Raw genomic sequence first — 18,550 nt, 5'->3', positions numbered from 1 at the left:
CGTTCAGCGAGGAGCAGACCCCATGCGTCTTTCTCAATCACAGCGTGAGCTTATTCTGGCAGCCGTCCGTGAGTTTGCTGGGCCTTCGGTGGCCGTGCATGTATTCGGCTCGCGACTAGACGATGGTAAGCGAGGCGGCGATGTCGATTTACTGCTTATCTCACCCACCGCTATTTCGCTACTTGCCTGCGCTGAACTCAAAATGGCGCTTGAACAGCGCCTCCAGCTACCGTTCGATCTCGTAACCTACGTAAAAAAGGCGGAACCCACCCCGTTTCAAGCCATGGCGCTCGCACAGTCACGCTCAATAACGCTTGAGGAAGCGGCATGAGCCAAGATGTCCTTAGCGAACAGCAGCGTTATCTGGCGCAGCTGCTTGAAGCCATCCAGCGTTGCGCCTGGTTTCTTCACCAGTCACGCAAAAAAGTCACATGGCCTTTGGACGGTGACTGGTTAGCCGACCATAAAAAAGACGTCGACCTTTTTGAAACACTGGCCGCTATCAATGAGCGCTTTGCCAAACTCCAGGACTCCATTGCGTCTGCCATGAGGCACAGCGCTCTGTTGGCAGGTGAATCGACCGACAGCTTTCTCAAAGTCCTTTCGCTGTTTGAAAAACAAGGCGTCGTGGACGCCACCAGCGACTGGCAGCGTTGTCGTGCCATTCGCAATATTGCCGCTCATGATTACTCGACGCACTACGCGCAAATAGCAGAGCACTTTAACCTGTTGAACGAACTTTCTGACGTTCTTCTCATCACGTCAAAAAGACTCGTGACATGGAGCGCTGAACAATTAGGGATTTTTCCAGCCACCCAAGACTTCTCCAGCGAGTTCGATAGCGTCTTTCAAACCAGCCTCTAACGCTGCTTTGCTCTTTTGCCCAGCACCCGGCGACGCGATATAGTGCCGGTGCCTTGGGTCACCCACCCAAGGCGCTTTGCTTTCCGCCTGCCGTGATGTTCGGAGAAGAAGAATGAGCCAGCCCGCCCCGCTGAACCCGCTGACGCTGCCGCTTCACGGCAGCCGTTTGATCGAAGCCAGCGCGGGCACGGGGAAAACCTTCACCATCGCGCTACTTTACGTGCGCCTGGTGCTGGGCGGGCAGCACGGCGAGGACGACACCGCCTTCGTGCGCCCGCTCACCCCGCCGGAAATTCTGGTGGTCACGTTCACCAACGCCGCCACCCAGGAGCTGCGCGAACGCATTCGCCATCGGCTGGTGGAGGCGGCTGCCGTATTCCGTGATCAGGGTGAAGACTCTCTTCTTCTAGCGCTGCGCAGCCAGTACCCCGATGCCACCTGGCCCGCCTGTGCTCGCCGCCTGGAGCTGGCCGCCGAGTGGATGGACGAAGCCGCGGTTTCCACCATCCACAGCTGGTGCTACCGCATGCTGCGGGAACACGCCTTCGATAGCGGCAGCCTGTTCTCGCTCAACCTGGAAAACGACCAGCACGAACTGGAGCAAGAAGTGGTGCGCGATTACTGGCGCACCTTCTACTACCCGCTGGACGCCGAGGCGCTGGGCAGCATCACCGGCTACTGGAAATCCCCCGACCACCTGCATCAGGACGTGCGCAAGCTGCTGCACGAAAGCGACGCGCTGGGCGCGTTACGCCCCGAGCCAACCCACACGCTGAGCACCGCCGCCGCCGAGCGCAGCGCCCTGCTCAGCACGCTAAAAGCCCCCTGGCCCGAATGGCTGGACGACCTGGTGCCCGCACTGGAAGACGCCGCCACGCGCAAAGCCTTCAAAGGCCAAAGCTTCAACGCCAAAAGCCGCGCCAACTGGCTAGGCGCACTGCGGGAGTGGAGCGACAGCGACCTAGAGCGCCCCGCGCTCACCCCCGCCGCCTGGAAACGCCTGACCCCGGACGGCATGGCGGAAATATGGAAAGATGGCGCGCCACCCTGCCCGAAGGCCTGGCAAGCGCTGGCCGAGCTGCCCGCCGCGCTCAACACGCTGCCCGAGCCACGCAACGACCTGCTGATTCATGCCGTGCAGTGGTGCAAGGCGCGCCTGGAGCGGGAGCAGGAGCGCCGCGCCGAAATGGGCCCCAACGACCTGCTCACCCACCTGGACCGCGCCCTGCAAGGCCCCAACAAGGAGGCGCTGGCCGCGCAGATACTGCGCCAGTTCCCCGTGGCGCTGATCGACGAATTCCAGGACACCGACCCCATCCAGTACCGCATCTTCAACGCGGTGTATGAGGTCGCCAGGCCCCGCCGCGACGCCGCCATGCTGCTGATCGGCGACCCCAAGCAGGCCATTTACGCCTTTCGCGGCGCGGATATCTTCACCTACCTGAAAGCCCGCGAAGACACCGCAGGCCGCCACGTGACGCTGGGCACCAACTTCCGCTCCAGCCGCGCCATGGTAGCGGCAGTGAACCACTGCTTCCGCTACGCCGATGAACACCCGGCAGGGGCCTTCCTGTTCCGAGAAGAAGGCGGCGACAACCCGCTGCCGTTTCTGCCGGTAGACGCCAAAGGCCGCCACGAACGACTCGTTCACCAGGGCCAACCGCTGCCCGCCATGACGCTCTGGCCGCTCGCCGCCGACGAGCCGCTCTCCAAAACCGCCTACCAAACCGAAATGGCCGAACGCTGCGCATCGTACATGGCGGAACTGCTCAGCGCAGGCCAGCAAGGCAAGAGCGGCTTTCAAACCGACGACGCGCTCACCCCGCTCAAACCTTCCGATATGGCGGTGCTGGTGAACGGCCTGCAGGAAGCCCGCGCCATTCGTCAGGCGCTGGCCAGCCGAGGGGTGAAGAGCGTGTACCTTTCGGACCACGACAAGGTGTTCAGCTCGCCCATGGCCGCCCAGGTAGAGCGCTGGCTGCGCGCCTGCGCCGAGCCGCTGGCCAGCTCCCGCCAGGCCGAAGCGCACCTGCGCGCCGCGCTGGCCACCCCAGTGCTGGGGCTCAGCCTTGCCGAGCTGGACTACCTGCAGCAGAACGAGCTGGCCTGGGAAGCGCGGGTCGAGCAGTTCAGCCACTACCACCGCCTGTGGCAGCGCCAGGGCGTGCTGCCGCTGGTGCGCCGTATCATGGTGGATTTCGAGATTCCCGCCCGGCTGCTGGCAGAGTTCGAGGAAGGTGAGCGCTTGCTCACCGACCTGCTGCACCTGGGCGAACTGCTGCAACAGGCCAGCGCCGAGCTGGACGGCGAACACGCGCTGATTCGCTTTCTGTTTGATGCCATTGCCGACCCGGAAAGCCACGGCGACAGCCACAAGCTGCGCCTGGAGAGCGACGCGGATCTGGTCAAGGTGGTCACCATCCACAAATCCAAAGGGCTGGAGTACCCGCTGGTGTTCCTGCCCTTCATCGCCAACCACCGCCCGGTGAAAGCCGAAGACGTACCGCTGCGCTGGCACGACAGCGAGGGCAACCTGCAGCTCAGCCTGGACGCCGATGACATGATACTCGCCACCGCCGACCGCGAACGGCTGGGGGAAGACCTGCGCAAACTCTACGTGGCGCTCACACGCGCCCGCCACGCCACCTGGCTGGGGCTGGCCCCGCTAAAAGGCCTGGAAAACAGCGCGCTGGGCTACCTGTTAACCGGTGGCAGCACCCTTTCCCCCGATGCGCTCCCCAAGGCGCTCGATGCCCTGGTGGAAGGCAGCGACATCCACCTCGGCACGCCGCCCGAGCCCACCGCTGATCGCGTGACGCCCGTGGCGGAAAGCAGCGCCTTGGGCCACGCCCGCACGCCCACGCGCCCGGCCAAAGAGCACTGGTGGATTGCCAGCTACTCCGCGCTGCGGCTTTCCGGCACGCTCACCGCCCCGGTGCTGCCACCGCTGGAGCCCACCACCGCCCAGGAAGCCACCGCCTTCGAAGTGCTGGATGAACCTCAAGAACTATCTCAAGAACTATCTCAAGAACTATCTCAAGAACTATCTCAAGAACGATCCCAACCGGAAGCGTATCACCTGCACAAATTCCCCCGTGGCCCCGGCCCCGGCACCTTTCTACACGGGCTACTGGAGTGGGCGGGCAAGCAAGGTTTCGATGCTGCCGCAAATGATAGAGACGCGCTCAACGACATGCTGTGGCGGCGGGTACAGCTACGCGGCTGGCAGGCATGGCAAGAACCGCTGGCGGGCTGGCTAAGCGCCCTGCTCACCACGCCGCTGCCGCTGGCCGCTCACACCCCGCAAAGCGTGGCGCTGAATGAGCTGGAAAGCTACCAGGTAGAGCTGGAGTTCTGGTTTGCCGCCAAGCGGGTGAACACCCAGGCCATCGACGCGCTGGTGAGCAAGCACTTACTGCCAGGCATCGAGCGCCCCGCGCTGGATGCCGACACCCTCAACGGCATGCTGAAAGGCTTCATCGACCTGGCCTTCGAGCATCAGGGGCGCTTCTACGTGCTGGACTGGAAATCGAACTACCTGGGCCCCAACGACAGCGCCTACGAGCCAGAAGCCCTGCGCCACGCGCTGCTCGCCAAACGCTACGACCTTCAGGCTGCGCTCTACCTGCTCGCCATGCACCGGCTGCTCAAAGCACGCCTGCCGGATTACGACCCGCACCAGCACTTGGGCGGTTCGATGACGGTATTTCTACGCGGCAGCCGCAGCCCTGGGCGTGGCGTGGTGGGCGAGCCCGCCCCGGTTGAACTCATCGAAGCCCTGGACAGCCTGTTTGCAGGCGAGCCCCACGCCACCCAGCAGGAGGCCACGGCATGAGCCGCCAGCACGACACCCACACCTTCGACATGTTCGGCGATGCGCCCACCGCCAGCGCCCATCCTGCACTCAGCAGCACCCCGGAACTGCTGGCCCTATGCGAACGCTGGGTAGCACGCGGCTGGCTGCGGGACCTGGACCGCGCCCTGGTGCGCTTTCTCGCCAGCGAAGCGCCGGATGCCCCCACGCTGCTACTACTGGCGGCAGCGCTGGCCAGCCACCAGCTAGGCCGGGGCCACGTGTGCCTGGATATCAACGCCACGCTCAACGCGCCGGATTTCGCCCTTTCGCTACCGCCCGAAGGCGACGACCTCACCGACCCGCCGCCGCTGCCCAGCGACGTGCTGGCCACGCTCACGCTCAGCGAATGGCAAGCCGCCCTGCACCACCCGCTGCTCACCAGCGAAGGCCCCGGCAACACGCCGCTGGTAGTAGTAACCACTCACTCAGCCAGCGGCACCCCCAGCACGCGACTCTACCTGCGCCGCTACTGGCAGTACGAACAAAGCCTCCACCAACACATCGCCGCCCGCCTGGAAGGCACAGGCACAGAAAGTACGGGCACAGAAAGCCAAAGTGGGAGGCCAATTCATTGGGCGATGGGTGACGCCAGTCACCCTGAGTTACTCCCCCAAGCCCTGAGCATTCTGTTCAAGCCAAGCAACGCCCTGGACTGGCAAAAAACCGCCTGCGCCCTGGCCGCCCGCAGCCGCTTCGGCATCATTACCGGCGGCCCCGGCACCGGCAAAACCACCACCGTGGTGCGCCTGCTCGCCCTGCTGCAAACCCTGCAACTCGCCCAGCACCCCCGCCAGCCGCTGCGCATCCGCCTGGCCGCCCCCACCGGCAAAGCCGCCGCCCGCTTGAACGAATCCATCGCCGGGCAAGTCGCCAAACTCCCCTTCACCGACCTCACCATGTTGCTGAAAGGAACCGAGCAGACAGAAGCTTCGAGTGAGGAAACTGTGTTAGAGAGGACTTTGTGGGAGGGAGCCTTGTGGGAGGGAGCTTCAGCTCCGGTTCGACGCCTCGACGACGATTCACCCACAGAACAGCTATCAAGCACAGAACAACTATCAGCCACCATCCCCACAGAAGTGACCACTCTGCATAGACTACTCGGCGCACGCCCCGACACCCGCCACTTCCGCCACAGCGCCGCCAACCCGCTGGCCCTGGACGTACTGGTGATCGACGAAGCCTCGATGGTGGATATCGAAATGATGGCCGCCACCCTCAGCGCCCTGCCCGCCCATGCCCAATGCATACTGCTGGGGGACAAAGACCAGCTCGCCTCGGTAGAGGCCGGTTCGGTACTCGGCGACCTGTGCCGCCGCGCGGAAGCCGCCCACTACACCCCGGCCACCGCCGAATGGCTGGCCCAGGCCACCGGGCAACCGCCGCCAGCGGAGTTCATCGACCCCGCAGGCCAACCGCTGGACCAGGCCATTACCATGCTGCGGGTCAGCCACCGCTTCAATGAACAAAGCGGCATCGGCCAGCTCGCCAAGGCCATCAACCAGCCGGGCCATGCGCAAAGCGAACGGGAAAAGCAGCAGGCCGTCACCGCCGTGCTGCGCCACGGCTACCCGGATATTCACCATTTGGTGATGAGTGACGACGCCGCGCTGGATAAGCTGGTAATTCACGGCAGCCCCAGCGACTTTGCAGGCAACGGCGAAGGCCGCACCGACCACCAGGGCCAGCCCATCGCCCCGCCCACGGGCTACCGCCACTACCTCAAGGTGCTGCAAGCACAGCGTCCACGGGGGGAATCCTTCGAGGAGAGCCCCGCCATCTACAACACCTGGGCCAGCGAGGTGCTCAGCGCCTACAGCCACTTCCAACTGCTGTGCGCGCTGCGCAAAGGCCCCTGGGGCGTAGAAGGCTTGAACCAGCGCATCGCCAGCACACTGCGCGGCGAAAAGCTGCTGTTCGGCAGTGACTACACCTTGGAGAAAGGCTGGTTTGAGGGCCGCCCGGTACTGGTCACCCAAAACGACTACGGCCTGAAACTGATGAACGGCGATATCGGCATCACCCTGGCCGTGCCCGACCCGCGCAACCCGCAGCAGAAGTTATTAAGAGTCGCCTTTCCTTCATCAAGTGCCGCCAGCGACACCGACAAGCCCATCCGCTGGGTGCTGCCCTCCCGCCTCCATGCGGTGGAAACCGTGTTTGCGATGACGGTACACAAATCCCAAGGCTCGGAGTTCTTGCACACCGCCCTACTGCTACCGCCCACGCTAAACCCGATCCTGACCCGCGAGCTGGTGTACACCGGCATCACCCGCGCCCGCGAATGGCTCACGGTGGTGGAAGCCAAGCGCGGGGTGTTGAACGAGGTGGTGGTGAGGGAGGTGGTTAGGGTTAGTGGGGTTGGGGGTTAATTTAAACCGACACCATTAGTGCTAGTGGTGTCAATTTTCGGTCAGGAGCAGTCTTTTAGAAGCCACTGATATAGGACTTTAACGCGCCTGCGTACTATCCGCGATCTTGCGAGCGTCATACCTGACGCGTTTGTTAAAGCTACCATGCGTTAAAATCTAAAATATTATCTAGCTGGAACAGCTCAAATCGACCAAATCCAACTTTTTTCTCCCAATAATTTCTTCTACGGCTTTCTTCTCCTGCACCACTCCACTCAACGATCAGAAGTTCTTTCTCACCTTTTCGTAGCTTTATCCTTTCGTTTAGGTGCACATCGAGGCCAGAATAACCAAATAATATGATTTTATCTGACTCCTCAAAAGCCTTCTCAAGCCTCCTCCAGTAAGAAGAAAGTATATGAGAGGAACCAATGATTAGTGGTTTGTGTTCAACATGAGTTAACACTATATGAGATTCATTTTCGGGATCCAAGAAATCTCGCCCCGCCCCCATAACTTTGTTATTGCCAATAAATAACGGCGACCCATGAAGATGCATATACCAGCCGTGACGGCTGACATTATGTCTATTTAGATGATCTTCATCAAATCCTGCTGAGGCCCAAAACCCATCAATTAGAGGTCCATTATAGCCATCAAGAACATTCTTTGACTTAAATCCATCGTATAGTAAGTTATCGTAGTTGAGGGTGACCACATGAGATCTTGTATCTTTGATATAATCTGAAAGCGGATCTAAAAAATCATCAGGCAGATAATTACCTGAACGATGAAAATGTAGTGCAACCTCGTGAATATATTTTTTGAAAGCAGATGGTAATTCTTTAGCTTCTGAGGATACCCATGATGTACCAGACACCTCGAAGTTACATAGATACTCAGTGGCAATAATGGCCACCTGAAGCTGATCGAGTTGCTCTTCTGAGCAGGGAGGGTTTTCCTGAGTAGTACCTTCAATAGCACTAAGAATAAGTTCTTTATGTTTTTCACTCAAGTGGCCCGTGTCATTCCACACTCTTGTCAAGCCATTTTTAAGTGAGAAATACTCGGAATTCAAAGCCAACCCCATTCCGTTCCCAAAAACAAGCAGAGATCTAGACATATAACGGCCCTTGTAGTTCTAACTCTTCAATCAGACGCTGCGTTAGCGGTCGGCTAATTGACTTGTCAATTCTTATTGCCTTGATGGTTATGACTATTGCCTTAGCTGCCTCCTCAAGCTTTCTACGCTTTTTACATAGTTATCATCTTAATCTAGACCTGCCTGTAGTTCAACGAAAACTAAAGACCTTGTGGCTGCATATGTCTCAGGAAACAACTCTCTGTTAGATTCAAGGAAAGCCATTCCGGATATCACAATCCCTCTAAACTCACCACCTGAAATGAAGTTAAAAAGTTCAATATCGGGCCAAGACTCGATCAATTTATCCGCTTCAATACGCGCATTAATCATTGCCTGACTTTCCAATTTAAGATCTTTAGCTTCATTCCAAGAATACGCAGCTATGATTGCACAAAAAAAGAAACTGCAAGCAATGCATAGGTAAGAGGCTTTTCCTTATGTTTGCATAGCTGAAATGCCAAGCCTAAAAGACTCCCCAGAGCTGCAAGCGTTGTAAAAGCTGTTATTGCCATTTGATTCTTTCCATTTTTAAGAGAGTTAACGCCTTGCTCTGCGGAAAACTTGGAGCGTAGTGCAAAAATCGCCCGACACCTGCGCTTTTTTAGCCAACTTTAGCGCCGATACCTCGTTGAAAATCTTCAATAACTCTCTTTTCAAATACACCGTCAGCAAAAGCACTAATCTCTCGATTGCGCAGGTTGTTCACAACAACATCTAGAGTATCGTCCTTCTTAAACACCTCCCTATTCATTAATTTCTCTGAGATTTCTGTTGGTAGTCCATATTCTTCAAGCGCAGAAAAGGACGAAGGCTGAAATAGATGCTCAATTGTCATTGCAAACGGCAAATAATTGCATGAACGTAACCCCTTCAATAGCAGCACATGATTGACAATGTCATTAAGCGCAATCAAATACTTAGGATAATTGAATGAGGCCCAGCCTCTCAAAAAAGCAAGTACGTTTTCCACTGCTTCATCTGGAGAAGTATTTCGCTCTATCTGGTTTGATATCATTTCCCTCCTAAATCGTGGCACATTACGAGCTGCGTACAGCCTCCACACCCATAGAGTCATCATGCTTGCACTACGCATAGCGCTCTGTCTGGCTGAGGGCGCACCGTGTAGTTGATTCCAGATAACTTCAGAAGTAAGTTTGATATCATCATATTGAGGCCTAGAAGACCACGCAAACCTTTCCAGATCTCGAAGGCTTGCAGATAATAAGTGACTTGCAGTATCCAATAGATATTCAGGCTCGATGCTAGAGTGCCGCTTAAGAAGCTCAACAGGAAGAATATTTTGACTTAGTATAGTGTCAACTTTTTCATTTAGAGAAGAAGGAATATCTTCTGCAGGAAGGTTAATAAGCAGACTGCTTGGTGTATTCTCTCCAGGGTTTATGGCTGGTATATCAACAAATGGAAGCTCTTCTTCAGGAGGAGCATCAAAGACATAAATATTTCCAACAAAATGACGAAACATTCGGCCTGTTCGTCCTTTAATATTGCTAAAAGTAAAAAAATCTAGAGATTTTCTATTAAGTTTATTATCGTAAATCACTACATTTTTAGCAGATGTATTCACACCTTCGATTAGCGTAGAAGTACAGAGCAGTACTTTTATCTTTCCCTCTTCGAAAGCACGAATCATGAAACGACCAAGCGACCGTGGGAGTCTTCCGTGATGGATACCTATTCCGTGTCGAAGCGCTACAGATACCAACCACCGATCATGGTAATTTTCCGAAGTCCACCTTGCCGCCTCCAAAAGCTCTTGATCTTGAGTTACCTCCAACTCCCGTATATCAAAATATGATTTTATTAATTTTCTGGTACTTGCGGGAGACTGGCAGTAAATCATTGTTTGTCCGTCGACTTCATCTAACAGCTTGGCCAGTGCTTCGTTTTTGTTTGGCTTTTTTTTCAGAAAATGAAGTTCAACGGCCACGGTCTGAAAGTCTTCGACTAAAAACTTACAGCTTAGTCTCTTTTTTACGACATCTGGAATGGACTTAATTGAAGGGCCTAATAAATAAAACTGGGCTCCAGTATTGCATAGCCGGAGAAATGCCTGATTTAAAAGAGTGGATCGCCCTCCATCATTTGATATAGACAACTTGTAAAATTCATCTATGACAAAGAATTCAATATCGGGAATGTCTTCCTCCATAGAAAGGTAACGCTCTTGAGTAAGCACAAAGATATTTCTTTCTGTAATTTTTTGGTTACCAGAAGTGACTATAGAATATTCATCAATAAACCTCGACATCCTTCGTCTCGTTTCTTCTACAAGCGCTAGAGTTGGAACGATCAGAACAACATTTTCAAATTTCTTTGCCGAAATAATTATGTCAATTAATAGGCTTTTACCAAATGATGTTGGGGCACTCAAGATAACAGAGCATCCTGACATAAGCCAGCGCAAAACACGAGCCTGTGATTTATGTAAAACATAGTCCCCCATTATCCCATCAGCCCGATATGCAGCATGCATCAGCGCATTTCTTAAAGATAGGTCTTCAAGATCTGAAACATATGGATAAAGGCCCACTTGCATGGTTAGATCATTAAGGATGTCTCTATAGGCTCGACCAAGGGAATCCTGATTTTCGAGAGCACGGATCACGAGATCACGCCCCATATCAATGTTAGATGCACAAATACTAGCTATATCAGAAAGTACGGAAAATGGGTCCTCTATCCACTTGTCTGACTTTATTTTTCCACGAATTGCAGCAATATTACTCATATTTGAAGCGCCTTAAGCCGTTGATCAAGTGCTGCTATAAGTTTCTTTTTTTCTTTTAATGGAACAAGAATGACATGGGCGGTAAGTGGAAAATCTTGAGTGAACCTATCCTTATATCCTGAATCAATTTTATCCCTTAGACGGACATACGCATTTATAAGTTCATTTCTAATTCTCTCCCTGTACTCATCGTTATACTCTCCACTAAACCCAACCACATCACTATCATAAGTTAGCAGTATTGGAATACAGGCCTTATTGAAAACCTCATCCAGAGATGTGTTTTCATGCAATAACTTCTTGAGCTTTTCTGCTTCCGGCCATGAAAGATCAATTTTATTTTTTATTAAAATAAACTCTGACCTTAGATAATCGGTTTCCAAATGATCAATTATCTCTTTTGATACATCATAAATAGCCCTTGTTATGTTTTCATAAAACTTGGTCTCTCCAATCCACAGCTCAAGATCATTGTCTTTTCTCACTACATGTACAGCATCAAATCCCTTTACTGTTTCGTTAACTGCACTCTTATAATAAATCTTACTGACAGCTGGTAGAGTTTCGTAAACCTGACGGATTGCAATATGCAGCAATAACTCACCGAACTCTCCCCTCAACCCATACTTTTCTGTTTGGTAAACAATTTTTGCTGCTTTTTTTGTCATCCGGAGCGCATTAGCGTGACCAATTTCATTTAACTCCGAATACTCCAACGCGAACTCCGGCAACCACTCCATCATATGATCTGCTAACTGCTCATTTCTCCATTGACCGCGCTCAAATCCGGCACAGAGAGCCAAGTCATCTCCTGATTCTTTGACGTCATGGAAAATGATGTTTAAAAAACTGTCTGGATGTTGCATTTATTCCCACTTATTGTCCGTGTGCACTGAATTGTACTGCCGGGTGGCTAACAGCGTATTAGACAACGCGCTTTATGATCGAATGAACTTGCTGGCACTTTTTTCCGGCAAATGCAGCCTGCCAGATCCTCCCAGGTCTATGATTATTTGAGAAATTAAATTCAATTAGAATATATATCCAAAACTCGCGTGCCTGGTGCATTTCCCGGCATGTCCACTGCGGGTCGAAAAGCGTCATTTGTTTACAACTCCATAAAACGCCACCCTCCCCGTAATAGCCTCCATCCCCTCAATCGGCTCCTCATAACTCCAAGCAATATCCCGCCGCTCACCCAGCGAAAAATACACTGCATGCCCTTTAAACGGGCAATAAGTGGTCGTTTCTGAAACGGTGAGTAAGCCCATCCGCACGTCATCACGTGGGAAGTAGTGGCATGGCGGGTAGCCGTGTTCACAGAGTCCCAGCGTATTGGTGGAGTCAGCTAGCAGAATGTCATCCACCCGCACTTGCATGCGCTGCTTGCTTGGGTGAAGCGTTATGCGGGCATTCTGCATTGTGTTGTCCCTGCGGCGTTATTCGCTCTAATACTTTGAGCCTAGCAGCAAACATGGGTTAAGCCTACCTCGGCGGCTTAGTTTTTAGTCGATAATGGGTGCTTTGGGAGGAAGGCGAGTCATCACTTCCACGCTACCGCTTATGGCACCGTGATGAGTACGACACAGCACCAGGCAGGGCTGAGTGCCATTAGCGCTTACCGCTAGCTCACCTGCAGCGTTCCAGCCGCCGCTATTGCCGCAGGTTTGCCAGCCGCCTGTGGTGGAAATGTGGTTGGCGAGCAGTACCGGCAGTTGGTGGCGTTTTGCGATAGCGGCGATCAGCTCGGCATCGTGGGCGTAGCCGCTTGGGGAGATCAGCGCGCTAGCGAGGTAAACGTCCGCCTGCTGCGCGGCGGCGGTGGCGGCGTGGCTTGGGTGGGTGAAGTCAGCGCACACGGCCAGGGCGATGCGGGTGCCGTTGATGTCGATCAGGCCACTATCACAACCGGGGGTACAGTAAACCTCCTCCCCTTCGTGCAGGTGCTGTTTCAGGTAGAAGGTGTGTTCGCCGTTGGGGAAGCAGATCACCGCTGCGATGTAGGGTTTGCCGTTGGGGTTGTGCAGTGGGCAGCCTGCGATCACCACTATGTTGTTGGCTACGGCAGCGGCAGTGAGGACGGCAAAGGTTGTATCGTCGCTGGGCATGGCCAGTTGGCTGAGTAGCGCCAACTCGTAACCGGTCAGCGAGAGTTCGGGAAAGGCCACCGCGTTGGCCCCCAGCGCGGCGGCGCGTTCCACGTAGCCCAGGTGCGTGTGCAGGTTGTCGTCTACCGCTGCTTTGCTGACGGGCAGTTGGGCGAGTGCAATGGTGATGGCTTTGTTGTTGGTCACTTTATTTCCCCTGGCTGGGTGCTTGAATGGTCGCGGGCTGAAGCCACCTCCCACGGGGCTGGTTCACCTCTGGGGGAGGTGGTCGCGGGCTGAAGCCGCCTCCCACGGGGCGGGTTCACCTCTGGGGGGAGTTGGTCGCGGGCTGAAGCCGCCTCCCACGGGGCGGGTTCAACCCTCGGGGGGGTTGGTCGCGGGCTGAAGCCGCCTCCCACGGGGCGGGTTCACCTTTGGGAGAGTGGTCGCGGGCTGAAGCCACCTCCCACGGGGTGGCTAGGTGAAGGCGGTTTGCTGGAAGCTTGTTCGCGCTGTTACGGCCGCATGCCACGCGGCAAGCTGGGGGTGCGCTTCTTTCCAGCGTATTTCTGGCAGCCGGAAGGCGAGGTATTCCAGTGCGACGGCGATGGCGATGTCGCCCAAGTGGATCGATGCGGCTGTGGGGTTACCGCTCAGCTCGCTATTCAGTTGCTTCAGCAGCCGCTGCATGGCCCTTGCCCGGCGTTGGCCCAGTTCGCTCTGGTCGATCTCGGGGCCACAGTGCTTGCGGGCAATCACGGTGGTGAATGCGGCATCCATGAGGTTTTGGCCAAGGCCTGCCAGGTGCAGTACGTCACTCAACGGGGTGGGCAGCATGGGCGGGGTGGGCTTTACGTTGTCCAGGCTGTCCAGGTACATGGCAATCAACATGGATTCGCTGAGCGTGGTGCCCTCCTCCGTCACCAGCGCGGGGATGCGCCCGGCGGGGTTGGCCTTGAGGAGGTCGGCGTCGTCGGCCCAGGGGTCGCACCACTTGAGCGTCACGGCGTCCATCAGGCCTTTTTCCAGTAACACGATGCGCACCAGCCGCGCATAGGGGGATGTTGCGTTCAGGTAGAGCTCCATGGTGGCCTCCCTTTGTCTGAATAGTGCTTGTTAGGTTATTGGGCAGAAGGAAGTGTGCGGCGCTGCTGAACGCCTCGGCTAAGCAGTACCAGCAACAAGCCAAGGGCAAGCGCCATGCCGCTGATGGTGAAGAGCGGCGTGTAGCTGCCCCACATGCCAAACAGCGCCGACATGGCATAGCCTGCCCCTGCCTGGGCGGCGGCGAAAGCGGCCGTGGCTCGCCCCCAGAGCTGCTTGTGGGCGGTGGGCCCGACCAGCTCGGCCAGGCGGCCAGAGGTAAGGGCCACGATGCCGGGAATCATCGCCCCCACCATGAACGAGGAAACCGACTGGCTGAGCAGGGCAAGCGAGAACACCGGGAGCATGACGGCAGCGGCCTTGGCCGCAAAGGCGATCATCAAGCCCCCTTGCCACCCCACGCGCTGGGCCAGCGCCCCCACCATGAACGGCCCGCACAGGGCACCCAGCCCGAAGATTCCCCATTGCAGGGAAGCGGCTTGATGGCCCAGGGCATGCTCCCTGGCGAGGTAGTCCACCCAGAACACGGTGTGGGGCACGAACCCCACCGCATCCAGCGCGTAAGCGCCGATGACCAGCACCACCACCCACTTTACCCCCGCATACCCAACGGGGCTATGACCCACCGGGCTTGCTGCCTGGCTTGCCACGGGGCGTGGGGGCAAGCGCGTGACGCCGCGGTCGCACGACAGGCCAGCCGCCAAACAGAGCAGCCCCAGCGCACCCCAGGTGAGCGAGAGGCTGACCCCGAGCAGTGACGGCACAACGAGGGCGGAAAGCAGCGCCCCAAACCCGATACCGGTAAACACCAGGGCACCGACACGGGTTCGCCTTTCCGGGGGCGTGGCCGCCAGCGCCAGCGAGGGGCCCACGACCATCAAGATCCCCCCGCCTACCCCCGAGACCAGCCGCCAGAAGAAGAACCAGTGAAAGCCACCCGCCCCCGCGCAAAGCAGGAAGCTGAGCCCGATACCCGCAAAGCTTGCCGCCAACACCCAGCGCGGCGCAAAACGCTCGCTCAGCGAGTGGGCGGCAAGCGCGCCGATAAAATACCCCAACAGGTTGGCCGCCCCCAGGTAAGCACCCTGGCTTGCGGTAAACCACCCTTGCTGAATGATCGCGGGCAATAGCGGCGTATAGGCGAAGCGAGCAATACCTATCGCCGCCAGGGTCGCCATGATGCCGGTCATTAACGCGGGCAGATCGTCGGTAGTGAGTGTTCGCTTCATCACGCCAGTTCCTGGTGGTGTCGCCTGGATGGGCCGAGGCACGCGGGTACCCATCAGACTACGCATAGGCGATCATTTCTATAAACGATTAGTTTTAAATGCGACTATATTAAAACAAAGGAGCAGGTACATTTCCCGCTAATGCATCCTCCAGCTCTTCATGAAATCTTGGCTCATCAAGGACTTCCTTCGCTAATACAGAAATCTCGGCCGCTTCTTGTTCACGGCCATTGACGACAAGAATCGCAACCAACGTAGCCACTTCATTGCGGAACCAATCATGATAGGAATCGACTCTAGATGCATTTAACTCTGAGTCACCTACCGTTGACATTCTGCTTTCAAAGCCATCCTTGAGACTTATAAAGTCATTCTGCGGATTGACGTATTTCACATATAACCCATACTCCTTATCCTTGATCAACGCAGTCTTTGCGAAAAAAAAGGCCCTTCTGGCAATTTCATGCCCTCTCGAATCGATAAGTTTAAATATCTCGGTTGTTTTCGACTCTTCACCGAGCACTGCATTGATGGACACCAGATCATGAAAAGCGCTTCCGTCGTACTCATCATGCATCAACCGAGCAACCAGGCTGGCCCGGATATCAAGAAGCCTATCCATGGCTGGCGGATATTCTTGCCCTAATTCCACCCAGTCATACAGCGCATAAGACAACCTGGCTCCAGATACACTTTCACCTACTTGCTCCGCATAATGATGAAACCAAATAAGCTTCTCTAGCGCAGCCTCGTATCGCTCGGCCTCTACATCCAACCGTACCTCGTTTAAAACCTCTAGCAAATCAGGATTTTCAGGTGGCGTCCAATCCGTTGCCACCGCTTGAGCTGACATGACCAAAAACAGCATGATGGTGCCGCATACACGAGATAACAGCATCTTGCATTCCTTGTGAAAAACGTTAATGCCCAGGCAGGGTAATGGCAGGATGATAATCGTATCTCCAGCGCCATGAATTATGTAGAAAAAATGAAAATCTAGCCTGCCCATGAGATGTTTTAGCCCAGAATGCAAGTTCAAGTGTTGTGGATTAAGTATTGTGGATAATAGCAAGCATCGCTTTCGTGCTTGCTCGGTCGAAAACCAAGCCACGCTCTACGATGCTGGCCCTTTTTCTCAAGCGGTCCTCAAGCCTTCTTTACAAACTGTGCGGTCACCATCATGTCGCCTGCGCCGTCTACCTTGCAGTCCAGCTGGTGGTCTTTGCCCTCTTTTAGCCGCTTGATGACGGCCTTGGTGCCGATCTTGAGCACCAGAGAGCTACCTTTCACCTTGAGATCCTTGATCAGCGTGACCTTGTCGCCTTCGGCCAGCGGCGTGCCGTGGGCATCAGCCACGTTCACGGCCTCTTCGGCGGCGGCTTCCTCAGGGTTCCATTCGTGGGCGCATTCGGGGCAGATGAACAGGCGTTGGTCCTGGTAGACGAATTCGGATTGGCAGCGGGGGCACGGTGGGCAAGACATGAGCAGTGGCTTCTAAAGTGAATGAGCGGGTGATGATACTGAGCCGGGGCAGACTTGGCGACTGACGAGGCTCACGCGCGGGCATCGTCTGCGTGTTCGGTGGGGTGAAACGCCTCCTTCTGCTCGGCCCACTTCAGCAGGGCATCCAGCGCGGGGCAGAGCGCCTGGCCCCACTCGGTCAGGCGGTACTCCACCTTGGGCGGCACTTGCGGGTACACCGTGCGCGCGACGATGCCATCGGCTTCCAGTTGACGCAGCTGCTGGGCGAGCATCTTTTGCGAAATGCCGGGAATCAGTTTTTCAAGATCGGAGTAGCGCTGCACCTTGCCATCGAAGAGGTGGAAGAGAATGATCAGCTTCCAGCGGCCTTCCAGCATTTTTAATACGTCTTCTACACCGGTGGCGGCGCTAGCGGGGGTGTAAATCCTTCTCATGGGTCAGCCACTTACCTTTTTGTGCGTTCTTGATAATCGGTAAGCCTAAGCAGAAGATTCCTGCACAGCAACCACGATGAGGAAGGCCTGCCATGAGCGTATCACTCCCACCCCGCATGGCTACTTACATTGCCATCAGCAACGGCGCCGATGACGCCGCACTGGCGGAGTGTTTTACCGCCGATGCCCGCGTGCAGGATGAAGGGCAAACCCACCAGGGCATTGCCGCCATTCGTGATTGGCTGCGCGGCACCCGCCGTCAGTTCGAGTACCACGTCGCGCCCACCCAGGTCACGCAAAATGGCCACAAGATGGTGATCACCACCACCGTGACCGGCGATTTCCCCGGTAGCCCAGTACAGCTGTTTCACCATATCGAACTGGCCGATGAGCGCATTCACAGCCTGGAGATTACCCCATGAACCTGCAGCTTCGCGGCCGTCGTGTGCTGGTCACGGGGGGCGGTAAAGGCGCGGGCGCGGCGGTGGTGGCGCTGTTTCGTGAAGAGGGCGCGCAGGTGCTGACCACCGCCCGCAACCGCCCCGCTGCCCTGCCCGAGGAGCTGTTCATTGCCGCCGATCTCACTACGCCTGAAGGCTGCGCCACGGTGGCCGACGCGGTAAAGGCCCGCCTGGGAGGCGTGGATATCGTCGTGCATGTGGTGGGCGGCTCGTCCGCCCCGGCAGGCGGCTTTGCGGCCCTGGGTGAAGAGGAGTGGCAGCAGGAGTTGAACCTGAACCTGTTCCCCGCCGTGCGGCTGGATCGCGCCCTGCTGCCGGGCATGCTGGCCCAGGGTGAAGGGGTGATCGTTCACGTGACCTCGATTCAGCGGGAGCTGCCTTTGCCCGAATCCACAACGGCTTACGCGGCAGCCAAAGCGGCGCTTTCGACCTACAGCAAAAGCCTTTCGAAGGAGGTTTCCCCACAGGGGGTGCGGGTAGTGCGCGTCTCGCCGGGTTGGATCGAGACGGAAGCCGCCGTTGCCTTGGCCACGCGGCTGGCCGAGCAGGCAGGCACCGATTACGAGGGCGGCAAGCAGATCATCATGGGCGCTTTGGGCGGCATCCCGTTGGGCAGGCCTTCTACCCCAGCAGAAGTGGCGAACCTGATTGCGTTCGTGGCCTCGCCGCTGGCAGGCTCGATCACCGGCACGGAGTTCGTGATCGATGGCGGCACGGTACCGGTGGTGTGAGCAGGCAAGGTGATTGATGGCCCTGATACGGCATTGACCAAAAAGCGCCCCGGCCTGGGGC

Annotated in this window: 16 protein-coding genes; 6 read left to right on the top strand and 10 right to left on the bottom strand. The window is 56.3% G+C overall.

Translation table 11 applies throughout. The features are described from left to right. The first annotated feature begins 22 nt into the window (after positions 1-22). The 4 genes from LG409_RS05300 to recD all read left to right on the top strand — a co-directional run bounded on the left by LG409_RS05300 (position 23) and on the right by recD (position 7,089). A complete protein-coding gene (locus tag LG409_RS05300; protein ID WP_039175961.1) occupies positions 23-331 on the top strand; it encodes a nucleotidyltransferase domain-containing protein in 309 nt (102 codons plus the stop codon). After that, positions 328-864 (top strand): hypothetical protein, encoded by a 537-nt coding sequence (locus tag LG409_RS05295; RefSeq protein WP_096921249.1) that lies wholly within the window; start codon positions 328-330, stop codon positions 862-864. Before LG409_RS05300 ends, LG409_RS05295 begins: the two co-directional genes overlap by 4 nt. A gap of 112 nt (positions 865-976) precedes the next feature. Then, positions 977-4,699, top strand: coding sequence for an exodeoxyribonuclease V subunit beta (gene recB / locus LG409_RS05290; RefSeq protein WP_227407770.1), 3,723 nt, complete (start codon positions 977-979; stop codon positions 4,697-4,699). Continuing rightward, a complete protein-coding gene (gene recD / locus LG409_RS05285) occupies positions 4,696-7,089 on the top strand; it encodes an exodeoxyribonuclease V subunit alpha (RefSeq protein WP_227407769.1) in 2,394 nt (797 codons plus the stop codon). The genes recB and recD overlap by 4 nt, the downstream gene beginning before the upstream one ends. 139 nt (positions 7,090-7,228) lie before the next feature. On the opposite strand, the gene LG409_RS05280 is transcribed toward recD, so the two are convergent. From LG409_RS05280 to LG409_RS05235, 10 genes are all read right to left on the bottom strand, one after another. After that, positions 7,229-8,191, bottom strand: coding sequence for an SIR2 family protein (locus tag LG409_RS05280; RefSeq protein WP_227407768.1), 963 nt, complete (start codon positions 8,189-8,191; stop codon positions 7,229-7,231). A gap of 622 nt (positions 8,192-8,813) precedes the next feature. Continuing rightward, positions 8,814-10,961 (bottom strand): DEAD/DEAH box helicase, encoded by a 2,148-nt coding sequence (locus tag LG409_RS05275; protein ID WP_227407767.1) that lies wholly within the window; start codon positions 10,959-10,961, stop codon positions 8,814-8,816. Then, entirely contained in the window at positions 10,958-11,827 is an 870-nt protein-coding gene (locus LG409_RS05270; protein WP_227407766.1) for a HamA C-terminal domain-containing protein, read from the bottom strand. Before LG409_RS05270 ends, LG409_RS05275 begins: the two co-directional genes overlap by 4 nt. A 234-nt stretch (positions 11,828-12,061) precedes the next feature. Beyond that, positions 12,062-12,382 carry a DUF427 domain-containing protein gene (locus tag LG409_RS05265; RefSeq protein WP_227407765.1) on the bottom strand — a complete coding sequence of 107 codons (321 nt, stop codon included), beginning with the start codon at positions 12,380-12,382 and terminating at the stop codon, positions 12,062-12,064. An 84-nt stretch (positions 12,383-12,466) separates the two neighbouring features. Further along, on the bottom strand, positions 12,467-13,255 hold the full coding sequence (locus LG409_RS05260; protein WP_227407764.1) for a carbon-nitrogen hydrolase family protein: 789 nt from the start codon (positions 13,253-13,255) through the stop codon (positions 12,467-12,469). A 270-nt stretch (positions 13,256-13,525) separates the two neighbouring features. Next, positions 13,526-14,134, bottom strand: coding sequence for a glutathione S-transferase family protein (locus LG409_RS05255; RefSeq protein ID WP_227407763.1), 609 nt, complete (start codon positions 14,132-14,134; stop codon positions 13,526-13,528). 35 nt (positions 14,135-14,169) lie between these two features. Continuing rightward, entirely contained in the window at positions 14,170-15,381 is a 1,212-nt protein-coding gene (locus LG409_RS05250; protein WP_227407762.1) for a YbfB/YjiJ family MFS transporter, read from the bottom strand. Positions 15,382-15,490: 109 nt separating this feature from the next. Next, positions 15,491-16,279, bottom strand: a complete 789-nt coding sequence (locus LG409_RS05245; protein ID WP_144980069.1) for a hypothetical protein — start codon at positions 16,277-16,279, stop codon at positions 15,491-15,493. Positions 16,280-16,527: 248 nt separating this feature from the next. Beyond that, on the bottom strand, positions 16,528-16,863 hold the full coding sequence (locus tag LG409_RS05240) for a zinc ribbon domain-containing protein YjdM (RefSeq protein WP_039175928.1): 336 nt from the start codon (positions 16,861-16,863) through the stop codon (positions 16,528-16,530). Between the two features lie 71 nt (positions 16,864-16,934). Further along, entirely contained in the window at positions 16,935-17,297 is a 363-nt protein-coding gene (locus LG409_RS05235; protein ID WP_227407761.1) for a winged helix-turn-helix transcriptional regulator, read from the bottom strand. Between the two features lie 92 nt (positions 17,298-17,389). Between LG409_RS05235 and LG409_RS05230 the strand changes: the two genes are divergently transcribed. Next, on the top strand, positions 17,390-17,719 hold the full coding sequence (locus LG409_RS05230) for a nuclear transport factor 2 family protein (protein ID WP_227407760.1): 330 nt from the start codon (positions 17,390-17,392) through the stop codon (positions 17,717-17,719). After that, positions 17,716-18,489, top strand: a complete 774-nt coding sequence (locus tag LG409_RS05225) for an SDR family oxidoreductase (protein ID WP_039175919.1) — start codon at positions 17,716-17,718, stop codon at positions 18,487-18,489. The genes LG409_RS05230 and LG409_RS05225 overlap by 4 nt, the downstream gene beginning before the upstream one ends. Positions 18,490-18,550: the final 61 nt, after the last annotated feature.

The sequence above is a fragment of the Halomonas sp. NyZ770 genome (assembly GCF_020616575.1).
Classification (GTDB): domain Bacteria; phylum Pseudomonadota; class Gammaproteobacteria; order Pseudomonadales; family Halomonadaceae; genus Vreelandella; species Vreelandella hamiltonii.
This window is presented reverse-complemented; position numbering and strand designations above follow the sequence as displayed.

What these genes read in the sequence shown, in the direction of transcription:
- LG409_RS05300 (WP_039175961.1), top strand. Translation starts at nt 23, where the DNA reads ATGCGTCTTTCTCAATCACAGCGTGAGCTTATTCTGGCAGCCGTCCGT.
- LG409_RS05295 (WP_096921249.1), top strand. Translation starts at nt 328, where the DNA reads ATGAGCCAAGATGTCCTTAGCGAACAGCAGCGTTATCTGGCGCAGCTG.
- recB (WP_227407770.1), top strand. Translation starts at nt 977, where the DNA reads ATGAGCCAGCCCGCCCCGCTGAACCCGCTGACGCTGCCGCTTCACGGC.
- recD (WP_227407769.1), top strand. Translation starts at nt 4,696, where the DNA reads ATGAGCCGCCAGCACGACACCCACACCTTCGACATGTTCGGCGATGCG.
- LG409_RS05280 (WP_227407768.1), bottom strand. Translation starts at nt 8,191, where the DNA reads ATGTCTAGATCTCTGCTTGTTTTTGGGAACGGAATGGGGTTGGCTTTG.
- LG409_RS05275 (WP_227407767.1), bottom strand. Translation starts at nt 10,961, where the DNA reads ATGAGTAATATTGCTGCAATTCGTGGAAAAATAAAGTCAGACAAGTGG.
- LG409_RS05270 (WP_227407766.1), bottom strand. Translation starts at nt 11,827, where the DNA reads ATGCAACATCCAGACAGTTTTTTAAACATCATTTTCCATGACGTCAAA.
- LG409_RS05265 (WP_227407765.1), bottom strand. Translation starts at nt 12,382, where the DNA reads ATGCAGAATGCCCGCATAACGCTTCACCCAAGCAAGCAGCGCATGCAA.
- LG409_RS05255 (WP_227407763.1), bottom strand. Translation starts at nt 14,134, where the DNA reads ATGGAGCTCTACCTGAACGCAACATCCCCCTATGCGCGGCTGGTGCGC.
- LG409_RS05250 (WP_227407762.1), bottom strand. Translation starts at nt 15,381, where the DNA reads ATGAAGCGAACACTCACTACCGACGATCTGCCCGCGTTAATGACCGGC.
- LG409_RS05245 (WP_144980069.1), bottom strand. Translation starts at nt 16,279, where the DNA reads ATGCTGTTATCTCGTGTATGCGGCACCATCATGCTGTTTTTGGTCATG.
- LG409_RS05240 (WP_039175928.1), bottom strand. Translation starts at nt 16,863, where the DNA reads ATGTCTTGCCCACCGTGCCCCCGCTGCCAATCCGAATTCGTCTACCAG.
- LG409_RS05235 (WP_227407761.1), bottom strand. Translation starts at nt 17,297, where the DNA reads ATGAGAAGGATTTACACCCCCGCTAGCGCCGCCACCGGTGTAGAAGAC.
- LG409_RS05230 (WP_227407760.1), top strand. Translation starts at nt 17,390, where the DNA reads ATGAGCGTATCACTCCCACCCCGCATGGCTACTTACATTGCCATCAGC.
- LG409_RS05225 (WP_039175919.1), top strand. Translation starts at nt 17,716, where the DNA reads ATGAACCTGCAGCTTCGCGGCCGTCGTGTGCTGGTCACGGGGGGCGGT.